The organism is Prosthecomicrobium pneumaticum, assembly GCF_014199915.1.
GTDB classification, from domain to species: Bacteria; Pseudomonadota; Alphaproteobacteria; order Rhizobiales; family Kaistiaceae; genus Prosthecomicrobium; species Prosthecomicrobium pneumaticum.
Genome location: NZ_JACHOO010000005.1, coordinates 228,230 through 243,006, shown reverse-complemented (window position 1 = coordinate 243,006; position 14,777 = coordinate 228,230). Strand labels below are relative to the sequence as shown.

The following is a 14,777-nucleotide window of genomic DNA, read 5'->3' as shown; positions in this document are numbered from 1 at the left end:
GCGCCGCCTTCCGCCCGCCCGGATCGCGATGGTTAAAGTCGGCTTAACCAGCCGCCTGCTAGCCTCGCTCCCGAACAGACTGAAGGACATTGCGCATGCCCGGGCCCACCCCCGTGCGGACCACCGTCTCGCCGTTCCAGCGGCTGAACGATCTCGTCGCCGGGATCGCGCCGGGCCGCCCGGCGATCGATCTCGGTCTCGGCGAGCCGCGCCACGCCGTGCCGCCCTTCGTCGGCCCGGCGATCGCCGCGGCGAGCGAGGGCTTCGGCCGCTATCCGGCGATCCGCGGCACCGACGCCTTCCGCCGCACGGTGGCGGCGTGGCTCGACCGCCGCTACGGCCTCGCCGTGCCGGTCGATCCGCAGACCATGGTCCTGCCCTTGAACGGCTCGCGCGAGGGGCTGTTCTTCGCCGCGCTCGGCGCGCGGGAGCGGACGCCGGCGAAGGAGCGGCCGGTCATCCTCCTGCCGAACCCGTTCTACCAGGCCTATGCCGCCGGCGCCGAGGCGGCCGGGGCCGAGCCCGTGCTCCTGCCCGCCGCGCCGGGCGGCGGCGCGATGCCCGATCTCGGCGCGGTGCCCGCCGCCGTGCTCGACCGGGCGATCGCGCTCTATATGGCCTCGCCGAGCAATCCGCAGGGCGAGGTGCTGTCGCTCGCCGACTGGACGGCGCTGATCGAGACGGCACGCCGGCACGATTTCATGATCTTCGCCGACGAGTGCTATTCCGAGATCTATCGCGCCGTGCCGCCGGCCGGCGTGCTCGAGGCGGCCGACCGGCTCGGCGCCGGCTTCGACCATGTCGTCACCTTTCATTCGCTGTCGAAGCGCTCCAACCTGCCGGGCCTGCGCTGCGGTTTCGCGGCGGGCGACCCGGCCTTCCTGCGGCTCTGGCTGCGGCTGCGCAATCAGGCGGCGCCGCAGGTACCGGAGCCGATCCAGGCGGTCGCCGTCGCCGCCTTCTCCGACGAGGCGCATGTCGAGGAGAACCGGGCGCTCTATAACGCTAAATACCGGCTCGCCGAGGAGATTCTCGGCGCGCGCTTCCCCGGCCTCACCCCGCCCGGCGGCTTTTTCCTGTGGCTCGAAATCGGCGACAGCGTCGCCTTCGCGCAGCGGCTGTGGCGCGAGGAGGGGGTGCGCAGCGTGCCCGGCGCCTTCCTCGCCGCGGCGGGGCCGGACGGGGTCAATCCCGGCGCGCCCTATCTGCGCCTCGCCATGGTGCAGGATCTCGATCTCACCCGCACGGCGCTCACCCGCCTCGCCGCCCTTCTGCCGCAACCCTGAGCCCTGAGCGAGCGACCCGACGATGCGTCAGACCCGATCGGTTCCGATGATGCCCGCGAGCGAGGGCGGCGAGGCGCTGAAGCGCCTGCTCCGCCGCCATCTCGGCCTCGTGGTCGGCCTCGCGCTCCTCGTGGTCTGCGCCGGTCTCGCCACCGCCCTCGCCACCTGGGCGGTCGATGACCCGAGCCTCTCCTATGCGGTCGACAAGGTGCCCTCCAATGCGCTCGGCCTGCCGGGTGCCATCGTCGCCGACCTGCTGATGCAGTTCTTCGGCCTCGCCTCGGCGGCGCTGATCGCCCCGGCGGCGATCTGGGCCTGGCGCGGCCTGTTCGCGAAGCCGAGCCGCTTCGGCCTGCTGCGCGCCGCGAGCTGGCTCGGCGCGACGGCCGCCGCGGCGCTCGCCCTCGCCGTCCTGCCGGTGACGGCGCACTGGCCGCTGCCGGCCGGTCTCGGCGGGGTGACCGGCGATCTCGCGCTCCGCCTGCCGGCGCTCCTCATCGGCGGCGAACCGGAAGGTCTCGTCGCGGGGCTGATCGCGGCGGTCGCGGCCCTCGTTTCGGTCGCCCTCCTCGCCCATGCCGGGGGCTTCTTCGGCCGCGTCGAGATCGAGCGCCGCGAGCCCGTGCTCGCCGACCGCAAGGCGGAGGCGGCGCCGAAGGTCGTCGCCCGCCGCACCGTCGCATCCGTCGAGGAGGAGGACGAGGACGACGAGGGCGAGGACGACGAGGCGCCCGGCCGGCTGACCCTCGCTCTCGGCTGGACGACGCATTTCCTCTATTCGATCGCTACCGCGCTGCGCCGGCTGTGGGCGGCGCACGAGCGGATCGCGACGCGGCTCGAACCCGCCGATCCGCTCGAGCCGATGGCCCGGCGCGCCCCCTCCGAAGGGCGGATCGAGCCGCGGCTGCGGCCGAAGGCCGCCGCGCCGATGCCGGCGGCGCCACCCGCGGCGGAGGACGACTTCGACGCGGAGGACGACGACTTCGCCGCGCGGGCCTTCGCCGACGACGATTTCGCCGAGGAGCCGCCGCCCGCGCCCGTCGCCGCGCCCCGCGTCGAGCCGCCGGCGCCGCGGCCGAAGCCGGGCAAGCGGGCGATCCGCGAGGCGCAGCCTTCGCTGCTCGGCCGCGACACGTTCGAACTGCCGCCGCTCGCCATGCTCGCCGAGCCGAAGGCGACCGACCCGCGCGCCCGCGTCAATCTCGAGGCGCTCGAGCAGAACGCCCGCGTGCTCGAGGGCGTGCTCGACGATTTCGGCGTGCGCGGCGAGATCGTCAATGTCAGGCCCGGCCCGGTGGTCACGCTCTACGAGCTCGAGCCGGCGCCCGGCATCAAGTCCTCCCGCGTGATCGGCCTCGCCGACGACATCGCGCGCTCGATGAGCGCGGTCGCCGCCCGCGTCGCGGTCATCCCCGGCAAGAACGCGATCGGCATCGAACTGCCGAACGCCAAGCGCGAAATGGTCTATCTGCGCGAGCTGCTCGCCTCGGAGGATTTCGAGAAGACGAAGACCCGCCTCGCCATGTGCCTCGGCAAGACGATCGGCGGCGAGCCGGTGATCGCCGATCTCGCGCGCATGCCGCATCTGCTGGTTGCCGGGACCACCGGCTCGGGCAAGTCGGTGGCGATCAACACGATGATCCTGTCGATCCTCTACCGGCTGAAGCCGGAGGAGTGCCGGCTGATCATGATCGATCCGAAGATGCTCGAACTCTCCGTCTATGACGGCATCCCGCATCTCCTCACCCCGGTCGTCACCGATCCGAAGAAGGCGGTCGTCGCGCTCAAATGGACGGTGCGCGAGATGGAGGACCGTTACCGCAAGATGTCGAAGGTCGGTGTGCGCAACATCGACGGCTTCAACACCCGTGTCACCCAGGCGGCGGAGCGCGGCGAGACCATCACCCGCACCATCCAGACCGGCTTCGACAAGGAGACCGGCGAGGCGATCTACGAGCAGGAGGATCTCGATCTCGAGCCGCTGCCCTATATCGTCGTCATCATCGACGAGATGGCCGATCTGATGATCGTCGCCGGCAAGGACATCGAAGGTGCGGTGCAGCGCCTCGCCCAGATGGCGCGCGCCGCCGGCATCCATGTCGTGATGGCGACGCAGCGCCCCTCGGTCGACGTCATCACCGGCACGATCAAGGCGAACTTCCCGACCCGCATCTCCTTCCAGGTGACCTCGAAGATCGACAGCCGCACCATTCTCGGCGAGCAGGGCGCCGAGCAGCTGCTCGGCCAGGGCGACATGCTCTATATGGCCGGCGGCGGCCGCATCCAGCGCGTGCACGGCCCCTTCGTCTCCGACGACGAGGTCGAGAAGGTGGTGGCGCATCTGAAGCTGCAGGGCCGGCCGAACTATCTCGATTCGGTGACCGAGGACGAGGGCGAGGACGGCGAGGGCGGCGGCGGATCGGGTGGCGGCGGCGGCGGAAGCGGCGTCGATGCGCTCGAGGAATCGAACGATCTCTACGACAAGGCGGTCGCCGTCGTGCTGCGCGACCGCAAGGCCTCGACGAGCTACATCCAGCGGCGGCTGGCGATCGGCTACAACCGCGCCGCCTCGCTGATCGAGCGGATGGAGAAGGAGGGCCTCGTCGGCCCGGCCAACCATGCCGGCAAGCGCGAGATCCTGGTCGGCGGCGAGGAGGAGGAGCGCTTCTGATCGACGCGCGCCGGGCGACGCGGCGGCGTGGTCAGCGCCGCCGGTCGGCGACGAAGCGGGCCGCCTGGCGCAGCGTGTCGGCCGCCGGGCCGAAGGGGGCGAGGGCGGCTTCCGCCTGCGCCACCAGTGCGACCAGCATGCGGCGCGAGCGCTCGACGCCGTGGAGCGCGACGAGCGTCGCCTTGCCGCGCGCCGCGTCCTTGCCGGTGCGCTTGCCGGTCTCGGCGGCGGTCGCGGTGGCGTCGAGCAGGTCGTCGGCGAGCTGGAAGGCGGCGCCGGTCGCGGCGCCATAATGGAGCAGCGCCCGCCGCGCCTCGGCCGGCGCGCCGCCGAGGATCGCCCCCGCCTCGACCGAGAAGCGCAGCAGAGCGCCGGTCTTCATCGCCTGCAGGGTGCGCACGCCGGCTTCCGCCGGCGGCACGCTCTCCGCCTCGAGATCGAGCATCTGGCCGCCGACCATGCCGCCCGGTCCGCTCGCCCGGGCGAGGCCGAGCACGAGTGCGGCGCGCACCGCCGGGTCGGCATCGGTCGCCGGATCGGCGAGCACGTCGAAGGCGAGGGTGAGCAGGGCGTCGCCGGCGAGAATGGCGGTCGCCTCGTCATAGGCCTTGTGCACGGTCGGCCGGCCGCGGCGCAGATCGTCGTCGTCCATCGCCGGCAGGTCGTCATGGACGAGGCTGTAGCAGTGCAGGAGCTCGATCGCCGCGGCGGCGCGCAGCACGCCCTCGTCCTCGCGGCCGAACAGCGCCGCCGCCTCGACGACGAGGAAGGGCCGCAGCCGCTTGCCGCCGCCGAGCACGGCATGGCGCATCGCCGCCATCAGCCGCAGCGGCCGTTCGAGCTCGCCGAAGGCCGGCAGGTCGTCGAGAAGGCCCTCGAGCACGGGCTCGATCGCGGCGGCGCGGGCAACGAGACGATCTGTGAAAGCGTCCAAGGGGCGGGCTCCTGCGACGGCGCATCACAGGCGATGACGGCTTCACGGCCCGCCGTCAAGAGCGCGTGCGTCTTCGCTGCGATTCCCGTTGCCCGCAGCGCGCCGCGCGGCTATCGGGGGCGCCATGATCGGATTGGCGAAGGCGAGAGACGGCGGCACGGGAGCGGGCGGGCGATGAGCCTCGTGCGCGCCCTCATCGGCGGCCGCACGCGGCCGCGCCGCCGGGGCGCGCTCGCGGTGCTGGTGCGGCTCGCCGCCGTCCTCGTTGCGCTGCCGGTCGTGCTCGTGCCGATCTATCTCGTCGCGCCGCCGGTCTCGACGCTGATGCTCTGGTCGGCGGTCACGCTGCAAGGCATGGAGCGTCACTGGGTGTCGATCGACGATGTCGCGCCGGTGCTCGTCAATTCCGTCATCATGTCGGAGGACGGCCGTTTCTGCGAGCATGGCGGCGTCGACTGGCAGGCGCTCAATGCGGTGATCGACAATCCGAACGGCCCGTCGCGCGGCGCGAGCACGATCCCGATGCAGACGGTGAAAAACCTCTTCCTCTGGTCCTCGCGCAGCTATGTCCGCAAGGCCTTCGAGATCCCGCTCGCCACCTATGCCGATTTCGTCTGGCCGAAGCGCCGCACGATGGAGATCTATCTCAACGTCGCGCAATGGGGGCCGGGCCTGTTCGGCATCGAGGCGGCGGCACAGCATTATTTCAACCGGCCCGCGGCCCGCCTTACCGCCCGCCAGGCGGCGCTCCTCGCCACGGCGCTGCCCAATCCGGAAGTGCGCAATCCGGCGAAGCCGAGCCGCGGCCATTCCCGCCTCGCCCGCCTCGTCGAGGGCCGGGCGCGGGCGGCCGGCGCCTATGTCGGCTGCCTCGCCGACGACGCGCCGTGAACGCCCGCGTCTTCCGCTTCGCACCGAGCCCGAACGGTCCGCTCCATCTCGGCCACGCTCTCTCGGCGCTCCTCAACGCCGAGCGGGCGCGACAGGCCGGCGGCCGGCTGCTGCTGCGCATCGAGGACATCGACACGATCCGCTGCCGGCCGGAATACGAGGCGGCGATCCGGGACGATCTCGCCTGGCTCGGCATCGCCCACGAGACGCCGCCGCGGCGCCAGTCGGAGCATTTCGACGACTACCGTGCCGCGCTCGACCGGCTGACGGCGATGGGTCTCGTCTATCCGGCCTTCCTGTCGCGGGCGCAGACCAAGGCGCACGCCGCCGATCCGGCCTTTCCGCGCGATCCCGACGGCGCGCCGCTCTATCCCGGCACCGACCGCGACCTCGATGCCGCGGACGCTGCGGACCGGATCGCCGCCGGCCGGCCCTATGCGCTGCGGCTGAAGATGGCGGAGGCGGTGCGCCGCGCCGGTCCGCTCGACTGGAGCGAGCGGGAGGAGGGCCGCGTTCCGGCCGATCCGGCGCGCTGGGGCGACGTCGTGCTCGCCCGCAAGGAGACGCCGACGAGCTACCATCTCTCGGTCGTCGTCGACGATGCCCTGCAGGGCGTCACCGATATCGTGCGCGGCCGCGACCTCTATCACGCGACGAGCGTGCACCGGCTGTTGCAGACCCTGCTCGGCCTGCCGCAGCCGGCCTATGAGCATCACCGGCTGATCCTCGGCGCGGACGGCCGCAAGCTCTCGAAATCGGAAGGCGCGCGGGCGCTCGGCGCGCTGCGGGCGGAGGGCGCGACGCCCGAGGATATCCGCCGGCTGGTCGGACTCTGAGGCCGGCCGCCGGTTCAGCCCGCGCCGAGCAGATAGAGCCAGGTGGTGATGGTGACGAGGCTGATCACCGTCGAGAGCGACACCGCGCTCGCCGCGCCGGCGACGCCGGCCTTGTAGTGGTTGGCGAGCAGATAGGCGTTCACCCCGCAGGGCATGGCGGCGAAGACCACCGCGACGCCCGCCCAGACCGGCGGCATCGGCAGGAGGCGGGTGAGGCCGAGCACGAGGAGGGGATGGAGAACGAGCTTCAGCGCGCTCACCGTGAGGGAGAGCTCGAGGTCGCCGGCGAAGCCGTGCCGCCACAGGGCGAGGCCCATCGAGACGAGCGCGCAGGGCACCGCCGAGGCGGCGACCATGTCGACGATCGAGCCGACTGCGCCGGTCGCCTCGATGCCGAAGAGCTTCGCCGCGGCGCCGGCATAGATGCCGAACAGGATCGGATTGCGGGCGAGCGCCTTCGCGAGCCGCACCAGCGAGGCGCGCGACACGCCGTGATCGGCCCCTTCCGCGAAGATCGTCGCCACCGTCGTCATCACCGGCAGGTGGATGGCGATGAGGAGGAAGAGCGGCACCGCGCCCGCCGGGCCGAAGGCCGACAGGATGATCGGCACGCCGACGAAGACGGTGTTGGCCTGGCCGGTGGCGAAGCCGTGCATCACCGATTCGAGATGGCCGCGCCCGAAGATCTTGCGGGCCACCAGGAAGCCGATGCCGAACACGGTGAAGGCGCCGGTGAAATAGGCGATCCAGTAGCCCCAGGGCTGGCCGCCCTCGGGCAATTGCGCCGTCGACAGCGTCTTGAAGATCAGCACCGGAATGGCGAGGCCGAAGACATATTCCGACAGGCCGTCGGTCGCCCGTTCGCCGAGATGGCGGGTCCAGCCGGCGACATAGCCGATGCCGATCAGGCCGAAGATCGGCACGACGATGAGGGCGATCTCGGCGAGCCGGCTCACGGCGCGGCGCTCGCGCGGGAAGGGAGGAGGGACAAGGGTTTCGACCGGGAACGCGCGCGGCGGGGAGGGAGGGCGGACGATAGGCGCGGCGGCGGGCGCGGTCAAACCCCGATCGCGCACGAAAGCGGCGGACCGCGCCGATCCGACGCGGGCCGACGGCTCTCGGCGGCCGCTGACCGGCGTGCCGCGCCCGCCCTATCTATTGGCGGCGGACGGCGCTAAGCCGGGTGAGCGCAGAGGGACGAGGACGCGATGAGTTTCTGGCAGATCATCATACCGGTCGCGATGGCGGCGGTCGTCGTCGTATTGCTGCTCGGACTGTTCAACATGCTGCGCGGCGGCTCGCCGGAACGCTCGCAGAGCCTGATGCGCTGGCGGGTGCTCCTCCAGGCGCTGGCGCTCGGCCTGATGCTGCTCTTCCTGCTCGTCGCTGCCGGAGGCCGCTGATGGTCGCGCTCAACCGCATCTATACCCGCACCGGCGACGACGGCTCGTCCGGCCTGACGACGGGCGAACGGCGCGGCAAGGACGATCTCCGCTTCGAGGCGATCGGCACCGTCGACGAGACGAATGCCGCACTCGGCCTCGCCCGGCTCGCCGCCGCCGATCCGGTAATCGACGCCATCCTCGGCCGGATCCAGAACGACCTGTTCGATCTCGGCGCCGATCTCGCCACCCCGGAGGAGAGCCTCGAGGCGGACCGGACGGCGCTGCGCATCGTCGAAGCGCAGGTCGAGCGGCTGGAGCGCGAGATCGACATGCTCAACGAGGGGCTCTCGCCGCTCCGCTCCTTCGTGCTGCCCGGCGGCTCGCCGGCAGCGGCGCATCTCCACCTCGCCCGCACCATCACCCGCCGCGCCGAGCGGCTGATGGTGGCGCTCGGCCGCCGCGAGACCGTCTCGGGACCGGCGCTGCGCTATGTCAACCGGCTCTCCGACCTGCTCTTCGTCGCCGCCCGGCACGCCAATCAGCGCGGCGCGGCGGATGTCCTCTGGGTGCCCGGCGGGAACCGCTGAATGTTCGTCCCCTTTCACGACCGCAATCCGCTGCGCCACATCCGCCACGCCTATGTGACGCGCGCGATCGTGGTCGTGAACGTGCTGATCTTTCTTTTCTACCAGCATGCCGGGGCGGAGGACGCGACGCTCGCCTCGGTGGTCTCCTTCGGCCTCATCCCCTCGACGCTGACGGGCGTTCACATCCGGCCCGACACCGCCTTCGGCCTCGCCGAGCCGCTCACCCTCGTCACCTATTCCTTCCTGCACGCCGATTTCTGGCATCTCGCCGGCAACATGCTGTTCCTCTGGGTGCTCGGCGACAATGTCGAGGACGCGACCGGCCATCTGCGCTTCGTGCTCTTCTATCTCCTCTGCGTCGTCGGCGGCGGGCTCGCCCATGTCTTCGCCCTGCCCGGCTCCGACGCGGCGCTGATCGGCGCATCGGGGGGTGTCGCCGGCGTGATCGCGGCCTATCTGCTCCTCCATCCGCGGGTGCGCATCTGGGTGCTGCTGCTCTTCCGCTTCCCCCTGCCGCTGCCGACCTTCGTCGTGCTCGGCTTCTGGGTGCTGTGGCAGATCTGGATGATCGCCTTCGGCCCGGCGGACGACGTCTCCTGGGTCACGCATATGGGCGGTCTCGCCACCGGCGCGCTCGCCATCCTGGTGCTGAAGCGGCGCGGCGTGCCGCTGTTTGCCCGCGACGACGCGCTGGTCGTTCCGCCCGCGGTCGTTGACTAGATTTTGAGCGGCCTTTAGGGTCGCGCCGAGTTGTCTGACAAATCGCGCCCAGCCGGAAGTCCGATGCCGATCAAGATTCTCGTCGCCGTGAAGCGTGTCGTCGACACCAACGTCAAGGTCCGGGTCAAACCGGACGGCTCGGGTGTCGATCTCGCCAACGTCAAGATGTCGATGAACCCGTTCTGCGAGATCGCGGTCGAAGAGGCGCTGCGCCTGCGCGAGGCGGGCAAGGCCTCCGAGGTGGTGGTGGTCTCGATCGGTCCCGCCCAGGCGGCCGAGACGATCCGCACCGGGCTCGCCATGGGCGCCGATCGCGGCGTGCACGTGAAGGCCGAGGGGCGGATCGAGCCGCTCGCGGTGGCGAAGCTCCTGAAGGCGGTGATCGACAGGGAGGCGCCCGGCCTCGTCATCCTCGGCAAGCAGGCGATCGACGACGATTTGAACCAGACCGGCCAGATGCTCGCCGCCCTGCTCGACTGGCCGCAGGGCACCTTCGCCTCGAAGGTGGCGCTCGGCGACGCCGATGTCGACGTCACCCGCGAGGTCGATGGCGGGCTCGAGACGGTGCGCCTCGGCCTGCCCGCGGTGGTGACGACCGATCTCCGCCTCAACGAGCCGCGCTACGCCTCGCTGCCCAACATCATGAAGGCGAAGAAGAAGCCGATCGAGGAGATCGACGCGCAGACGCTCGGCATCGATCTCGCGCCGCGCCACACCGTGCTGAAGACGGCCGAGCCGGCGGCCCGCAAGGGCGGCGTGACGCTCGGCTCGCCGGCCGAGCTGGTCGGCAAGCTCAAGGAGACGGGAGTCCTCGCATGACCACGCTGCTCGTCGCCGAACATGACGGCCGCACGCTGAACGAGGCGACCGCCCGCGCGCTCGCCGCCGCGGCGAAGCTCGGTGCGCCGGTCGACATCCTGGTCGCCGGCGAAGGCGTCGGCGCGGTCGCCGAGGCGGCCGCTGCGCTCGCCGGCGTCGCGCGGGTGCGGGTCGCCGACGCGCCGGCGCTCGCGCATCTGCGCGCCGAGCCGCTGTCCGCCCTCCTCGTCGGGCTCGCCGCCGCCTACGACGCGATCGTCGCGCCCGCGACCTCGACGATGAAGAACGCGCTGCCGCGCGTCGCCGCCCTCCTCGACGTGATGCAGGTGTCGGAGGCGACCGCCATTCTCGGCCCCGACACCTTCGAGCGGCCGACCTATGCCGGCAATGCGATCGAGACGGTGAAGACGCGCGATCCGAAGCTCGTCATGACGATCCGCGCCTCGGCCTTCGCCCCGGTCGGCGCGGGCGGCGCCGCGCCGGTCGAGCCGGTCGCCCCGCCTGCCGATGCCGGACGCTCGGCCTTCGTCTCGGCCGAACTCTCGGCCTCGGAGCGGCCCGAACTCGCCTCGGCCCGGATCGTCGTCTCGGGCGGGCGGGCGCTCGGCTCGGCGGAGAATTTCCGCGCCCTGATCGAGCCGCTCGCCGATGCGCTCGGCGCGGCGGTCGGCGCCTCGCGTGCCGCGGTCGATGCCGGCTATGCGCCGAACGATTTCCAGGTCGGCCAGACCGGCAAGGTGGTGGCGCCCGATCTCTATGTCGCGGTCGGCATTTCCGGCGCCATCCAGCATCTCGCCGGCATGAAGGATTCGAAGGTGATCGTCGCGATCAACAAGGATCCCGAGGCGCCGATCATGCAGGTGGCCGATTATGCGCTGGTCGGCGACCTGTTCGAGCTCGTGCCCGCGCTGAAGGCGGCACTCTAGCCGTCAGGGCGATGGCGAACTCATGGTGCAGTGCGATATGATCGAGGCCGGGCAGGAGCATCGAGGCAGGCCATGGCGACGGACATGACGAAGATCGGCGTGATCGGCGCCGGGCAGATGGGCAGCGGCATCGCCCATGTCGCGGCGCTCGCGGGCTATGACGTGCTGCTGCACGACGTTTCGGCCGAGCGGATCGACAAGGGCATCGCGACGGTCGCCGGCACGCTCGCCCGCCAGGTCCATTCCGGCAAGATCGCCGAGGAGGCCCGCGCCGCCGCCGCCGCGCGGATCGGCGGGGCACGTGCGGTCGAGGATCTCGCCGCCTGCGACCTCGTCATCGAGGCGGCGACCGAGAACGAGGCGGTCAAGCGCAAGATCTTCGCTTCCGTCTGCCCGGTGCTGCGGCCGGACGCCATGCTCGGCACCAACACCTCGTCGATCTCGATCACCCGGCTCGCCGCGGCGACCGACCGGCCGGAGCGTTTCATCGGCATCCATTTCATGAATCCCGTGCCGGTGATGCAGCTCGTCGAGCTGATCCGCGGCATCGCGACCGAGGACGAGACCTTCGAGGCGGCGAAGGGCTTCGTCGCGAAGCTCGGCAAGACCATCGCGGTGTCGGAGGATTTCCCCGGCTTCATGGTCAACCGCATCCTGCTGCCGATGATCAACGAGGCGATCTACACGCTCTATGAGGGCGTCGGCTCGGTCGAGGGGATCGACACCGCGATGCGGCTCGGCGCCAACCATCCGATGGGGCCGCTGCAGCTCGCCGATTTCATCGGCCTCGACACCTGCCTGTCGATCATGCAGGTGCTCTATGAGGGCCTCGCCGACAGCAAATACCGGCCCTGCCCGCTGCTGGTGAAATATGTCGAGGCCGGCTGGCTCGGCCGCAAGACCGGCCGCGGCTTCTACGATTATCGCGGCGAGCGGCCGGTGCCGACCCGCTGACCCTCGGCGAGGGCGGGATGACCGGCCCGCCCGCCCCGGACCATACCGCCTTCATCCGCGCCCATACGGCGGTGCTTGCCGTGCCGCACGCGCCGGAGATCCGCCTCCATCTCGCCGACGAGGCGACGGCGCTGTGGCGGATGACGGAGGAGGAGCTCGCCGAGGCCGGCCTGCCGCCACCCTTCTGGGCCTTCGCCTGGGCCGGCGGACAGGGCCTCGCCCGCCACATCCTCGACCATCCGGATCTCGTGCGCGGCCGGCGCGTCTTCGATTTCGCTTCCGGCTCCGGCCTCGTCGCGATCGCCGCGGCGATGGCGGGCGCGGTGGCGGTGACGGCGAACGAGATCGACCCGTTCGGCCCGGCGGCGATCGCCCTCAACGCGGCGGAAAACGGCGTCGTGCTGTCGGTCCTCGCCGAGGACCGTGTCGGCGATCCGCTCGCGGGCTTCGACACGGTGCTCGCCGGCGACGTCTTCTACGACCGGGCCATGACCGAGCGGGCCTGGCCCTGGCTGAAGGCGCTCGCCGCCTCGGGCCGCACCGTGCTGGTCGGCGATCCCGGCCGCACCTACCGGCCGGCCGAAGGGCTCGATCTACTCGCCACCTATTCCGTCCCGGTCACGCGGGCGCTCGAGGACGGCGAGATCAAGCGGACGACGGTGCTCGCCGTCCGCGGCTGAGCGCGGCGCCAGGGCCGAACACCGGCCCGGCGGAGCGGCCTCAGAAGAGGCCCGCCGACTGCATATAGGGCCAGACCTCCTTCACGCCGCGATAGATCATGTCGAGCGCGACATAGAGGATGATCAGAAGGCCGACATAGGCGATCCAGCGCTGCCTGTTGAGCAGCCGGGCGATGAAGCTCGCCGCGATGCCCATCAGCGCGATCGAGAAGATGAGGCCGACGATGAGCACCCAGAGATGCTCGCGCGCCGCGCCGGCGACGGCGAGCACATTGTCGAGCGACATCGACACGTCGGCGACGACGATCTGCCAGGCGGCCTGGGCGAAGCTCTTGCGCGGCGCGCCGGCGGCGATCGCCTTGTCGCCGGTGACGTCCCGCTCCGTCAGCGCCTCTTCCGCCTCGAGTTCGGCGTGGTGCGGGGTGCGCAGTTCGCGCCACATCTTCCAGCAGACCCAGAGCAGCAGGATGCCGCCGGCGAGCAAAAGGCCGACGATGGCGAGCAGCTGCGTGGTGAGCGCGGCGAAGATGATGCGCAGCACCGTCGCCGCGGCGATGCCGATCAGGATCGCCTTCGCCCGCTGCTCCTTCGGCAGGCCGGCGGCGGCGAGGCCGATGACGATCGCATTGTCGCCGGCGAGAACGAGGTCGATCATAATCACCTGGCCGAGGGCCAGGAGCGATTGCGCCGAAAGGAATTCGAACAAGGGGCTCTCCTCGAGAGGAATGAGCCGCCCGCCTGCCGCTGATTACGGAAGTGCTCCGGGAGGGAGCCGAGGGGCCGCTCTCAATGTCTCCAGTCCGACATCGCGGCTCCGATCACGGAGACGCCAGAGGGGCCCGGCCTGGCAGCAGCGGTCTAGCGAAGCGCCCGCGCCGAATCAAGCGGCTGCAGCGCCGCGGCCCGGCCGTTAACCGTCCGGTAACCCTGCGGCGCTCTTCTCGTTCCCGAGGATCGTCCATGTCCGAGCCCGCCAGCCCGACCAAACGCCCCACTGCCCGTCCGGCGATGCGCCCCGACCCCCGTCCTGCGGCGAGCGGCTCCGTCGCCGCGCCGCCGGTGCGGCGCGCGGTCGCGTCGGCCGCACCGCTCGTCATCGCCGCGGCCGATACGATCGCCGCGCGCGACGCCTGGGAGGAGCATCTCGCCGGCGTGCGGCGGCTGTCGCCCAAGACGCTCGAGGCCTATGGCCGCGATCTCGACCAGTTCCTGTCTTTCCTTACCCTCCATCTCGGTGCGCCGCCGGCGATCGCCGATCTCGCGGCGCTGCGCACCGCCGATCTGCGCGGCTTCATGGCGAGCCGGCGGACCGCGGGGGCGGGCGCCCGCACGCTCGCCCGCGGGCTCGCCGGCATCCGCTCCTTCGTCCGCTTCCTCGAGAAGGAGGGGATGGCGAACGGCGCGGCGCTGCGCGCCATCCGTGCGCCGCGCCAGCCGAAATCGCTCCCCAAGCCGCTCGCGCCGGTGGCGGCGCGCCGCGTCGTCGACGCCGACGAATCGCTCGCCGCCGAGCCCTGGATCGCCGCCCGCGACGCCGCCGTTCTGGCGCTGCTCTACGGCTCGGGCCTGCGCATCTCCGAGGCGCTCGGCCTGCGTCGCGCCGAGGCGCCGGCGGCGGGCCTGTCGACGCTGCGCGTCACGGGCAAGGGCGGCAAGACCCGGCTGGTGCCCGTCCTGCCGGCGGTCGCCGAGGCGGTCGCCGCCTATCTCGCGCTCTGCCCCTATATGCTCAAGCCGGACGGCCCGCTCTTCCTCGGCGCCCGCGGCGGACCGTTGAAAGCGCGGCTCGTCCAGCTCGCCATGGCTCGGATGCGCGGCGCGCTCGGCCTGCCCGACACGGCGACGCCGCATGCGCTGCGCCATTCCTTCGCCACCCATCTCCTGTCCGCGGGCGGCGATCTGCGCGCCATCCAGGAACTGCTCGGCCATGCGAGCCTGTCGACGACCCAGATCTATACGGGCGTCGACGCCGAACGGCTGCTCGCCGTCTATGAGGCGGCGCATCCGCGCGCGCGGCGAGACGATAAGGCGGCCGAAGCATTTCCGCTTGGCCCGCCGCGGCGCAGCCGATAGGATCGTCAGTATACC

The 14,777-nt window shown here is 71.5% G+C and carries 15 protein-coding genes; 12 read left to right on the top strand and 3 right to left on the bottom strand.

Features of this window, described 5'->3' with window-relative positions:
* Nucleotides 1-95: 95 nt before the first annotated feature.
* Together GGQ63_RS13370 and GGQ63_RS13365 are read left to right on the top strand one after the other, a co-directional pair.
* Nucleotides 96-1,286, top strand: a complete 1,191-nt coding sequence (locus tag GGQ63_RS13370) for an aminotransferase class I/II-fold pyridoxal phosphate-dependent enzyme (RefSeq protein WP_183856651.1) — start codon at nucleotides 96-98, stop codon at nucleotides 1,284-1,286.
* Between the two features lie 22 nt (nucleotides 1,287-1,308).
* Nucleotides 1,309-3,957: an FtsK/SpoIIIE family DNA translocase gene (locus tag GGQ63_RS13365; protein WP_183856649.1), complete on the top strand. Its 2,649-nt coding sequence runs from the start codon at nucleotides 1,309-1,311 to the stop codon at nucleotides 3,955-3,957.
* Between the two features lie 31 nt (nucleotides 3,958-3,988).
* Here GGQ63_RS13365 and GGQ63_RS13360 read toward each other — a convergent pair whose 3' ends face one another.
* Entirely contained in the window at nucleotides 3,989-4,891 is a 903-nt protein-coding gene (locus GGQ63_RS13360; RefSeq protein WP_183856647.1) for a polyprenyl synthetase family protein, read from the bottom strand.
* 174 nt (nucleotides 4,892-5,065) lie between these two features.
* Between GGQ63_RS13360 and mtgA the strand changes: the two genes are divergently transcribed.
* Complete coding sequence (gene mtgA / locus GGQ63_RS13355) at nucleotides 5,066-5,782, top strand: monofunctional biosynthetic peptidoglycan transglycosylase (protein ID WP_183856645.1); 717 nt, start codon at nucleotides 5,066-5,068, stop codon at nucleotides 5,780-5,782.
* On the top strand, nucleotides 5,779-6,618 hold the full coding sequence (gene gluQRS / locus GGQ63_RS13350) for a tRNA glutamyl-Q(34) synthetase GluQRS (RefSeq protein WP_183856643.1): 840 nt from the start codon (nucleotides 5,779-5,781) through the stop codon (nucleotides 6,616-6,618). The genes mtgA and gluQRS overlap by 4 nt, the downstream gene beginning before the upstream one ends.
* A gap of 14 nt (nucleotides 6,619-6,632) precedes the next feature.
* Here the strand turns inward: gluQRS and GGQ63_RS13345 are convergent, their stop codons facing one another.
* Nucleotides 6,633-7,574 (bottom strand): AEC family transporter, encoded by a 942-nt coding sequence (locus tag GGQ63_RS13345; RefSeq protein ID WP_183856640.1) that lies wholly within the window; start codon nucleotides 7,572-7,574, stop codon nucleotides 6,633-6,635.
* Between the two features lie 252 nt (nucleotides 7,575-7,826).
* Between GGQ63_RS13345 and GGQ63_RS13340 the strand changes: the two genes are divergently transcribed.
* From GGQ63_RS13340 to GGQ63_RS13310, 7 genes are all read left to right on the top strand, one after another.
* Nucleotides 7,827-8,021, top strand: coding sequence for a twin transmembrane helix small protein (locus tag GGQ63_RS13340; protein WP_183856638.1), 195 nt, complete (start codon nucleotides 7,827-7,829; stop codon nucleotides 8,019-8,021).
* Entirely contained in the window at nucleotides 8,021-8,590 is a 570-nt protein-coding gene (locus GGQ63_RS13335; protein WP_183856636.1) for a cob(I)yrinic acid a,c-diamide adenosyltransferase, read from the top strand. The genes GGQ63_RS13340 and GGQ63_RS13335 overlap by 1 nt, the downstream gene beginning before the upstream one ends.
* A complete protein-coding gene (locus GGQ63_RS13330) occupies nucleotides 8,591-9,310 on the top strand; it encodes a rhomboid family intramembrane serine protease (protein ID WP_183856634.1) in 720 nt (239 codons plus the stop codon).
* A 69-nt stretch (nucleotides 9,311-9,379) separates the two neighbouring features.
* A complete protein-coding gene (locus tag GGQ63_RS13325) occupies nucleotides 9,380-10,129 on the top strand; it encodes an electron transfer flavoprotein subunit beta/FixA family protein (RefSeq protein WP_183856966.1) in 750 nt (249 codons plus the stop codon).
* Nucleotides 10,126-11,055: an electron transfer flavoprotein subunit alpha/FixB family protein gene (locus GGQ63_RS13320; RefSeq protein WP_183856632.1), complete on the top strand. Its 930-nt coding sequence runs from the start codon at nucleotides 10,126-10,128 to the stop codon at nucleotides 11,053-11,055. The genes GGQ63_RS13325 and GGQ63_RS13320 overlap by 4 nt, the downstream gene beginning before the upstream one ends.
* A gap of 72 nt (nucleotides 11,056-11,127) precedes the next feature.
* On the top strand, nucleotides 11,128-12,009 hold the full coding sequence (locus GGQ63_RS13315; protein WP_183856630.1) for a 3-hydroxybutyryl-CoA dehydrogenase: 882 nt from the start codon (nucleotides 11,128-11,130) through the stop codon (nucleotides 12,007-12,009).
* Between the two features lie 17 nt (nucleotides 12,010-12,026).
* Nucleotides 12,027-12,689: a class I SAM-dependent methyltransferase gene (locus tag GGQ63_RS13310; RefSeq protein ID WP_183856628.1), complete on the top strand. Its 663-nt coding sequence runs from the start codon at nucleotides 12,027-12,029 to the stop codon at nucleotides 12,687-12,689.
* Nucleotides 12,690-12,729: 40 nt separating this feature from the next.
* Here GGQ63_RS13310 and GGQ63_RS13305 read toward each other — a convergent pair whose 3' ends face one another.
* The gene (locus GGQ63_RS13305; RefSeq protein ID WP_183856625.1) at nucleotides 12,730-13,395 is read right to left on the bottom strand and encodes a TerC family protein; all 666 of its coding nucleotides are present in this window, start codon (nucleotides 13,393-13,395) and stop codon (nucleotides 12,730-12,732) included.
* A gap of 254 nt (nucleotides 13,396-13,649) precedes the next feature.
* On the opposite strand from GGQ63_RS13305, the gene GGQ63_RS13300 reads away from it, so the two are divergent.
* On the top strand, nucleotides 13,650-14,762 hold the full coding sequence (locus tag GGQ63_RS13300) for a tyrosine recombinase XerC (RefSeq protein WP_246429776.1): 1,113 nt from the start codon (nucleotides 13,650-13,652) through the stop codon (nucleotides 14,760-14,762).
* Nucleotides 14,763-14,777 lie beyond the last annotated feature (15 nt).

Coding starts and splice junctions, on each gene's coding strand:
- GGQ63_RS13370 (WP_183856651.1), top strand. CDS start 96: ATGCCCGGGCCCACCCCCGTGCGGACCACCGTCTCGCCGTTCCAGCGG.
- GGQ63_RS13315 (WP_183856630.1), top strand. CDS start 11,128: ATGGCGACGGACATGACGAAGATCGGCGTGATCGGCGCCGGGCAGATG.
- GGQ63_RS13320 (WP_183856632.1), top strand. CDS start 10,126: ATGACCACGCTGCTCGTCGCCGAACATGACGGCCGCACGCTGAACGAG.
- GGQ63_RS13365 (WP_183856649.1), top strand. CDS start 1,309: ATGCGTCAGACCCGATCGGTTCCGATGATGCCCGCGAGCGAGGGCGGC.
- mtgA (WP_183856645.1), top strand. CDS start 5,066: ATGAGCCTCGTGCGCGCCCTCATCGGCGGCCGCACGCGGCCGCGCCGC.
- GGQ63_RS13330 (WP_183856634.1), top strand. CDS start 8,591: ATGTTCGTCCCCTTTCACGACCGCAATCCGCTGCGCCACATCCGCCAC.
- GGQ63_RS13310 (WP_183856628.1), top strand. CDS start 12,027: ATGACCGGCCCGCCCGCCCCGGACCATACCGCCTTCATCCGCGCCCAT.
- GGQ63_RS13300 (WP_246429776.1), top strand. CDS start 13,650: ATGTCCGAGCCCGCCAGCCCGACCAAACGCCCCACTGCCCGTCCGGCG.
- GGQ63_RS13340 (WP_183856638.1), top strand. CDS start 7,827: ATGAGTTTCTGGCAGATCATCATACCGGTCGCGATGGCGGCGGTCGTC.
- GGQ63_RS13335 (WP_183856636.1), top strand. CDS start 8,021: ATGGTCGCGCTCAACCGCATCTATACCCGCACCGGCGACGACGGCTCG.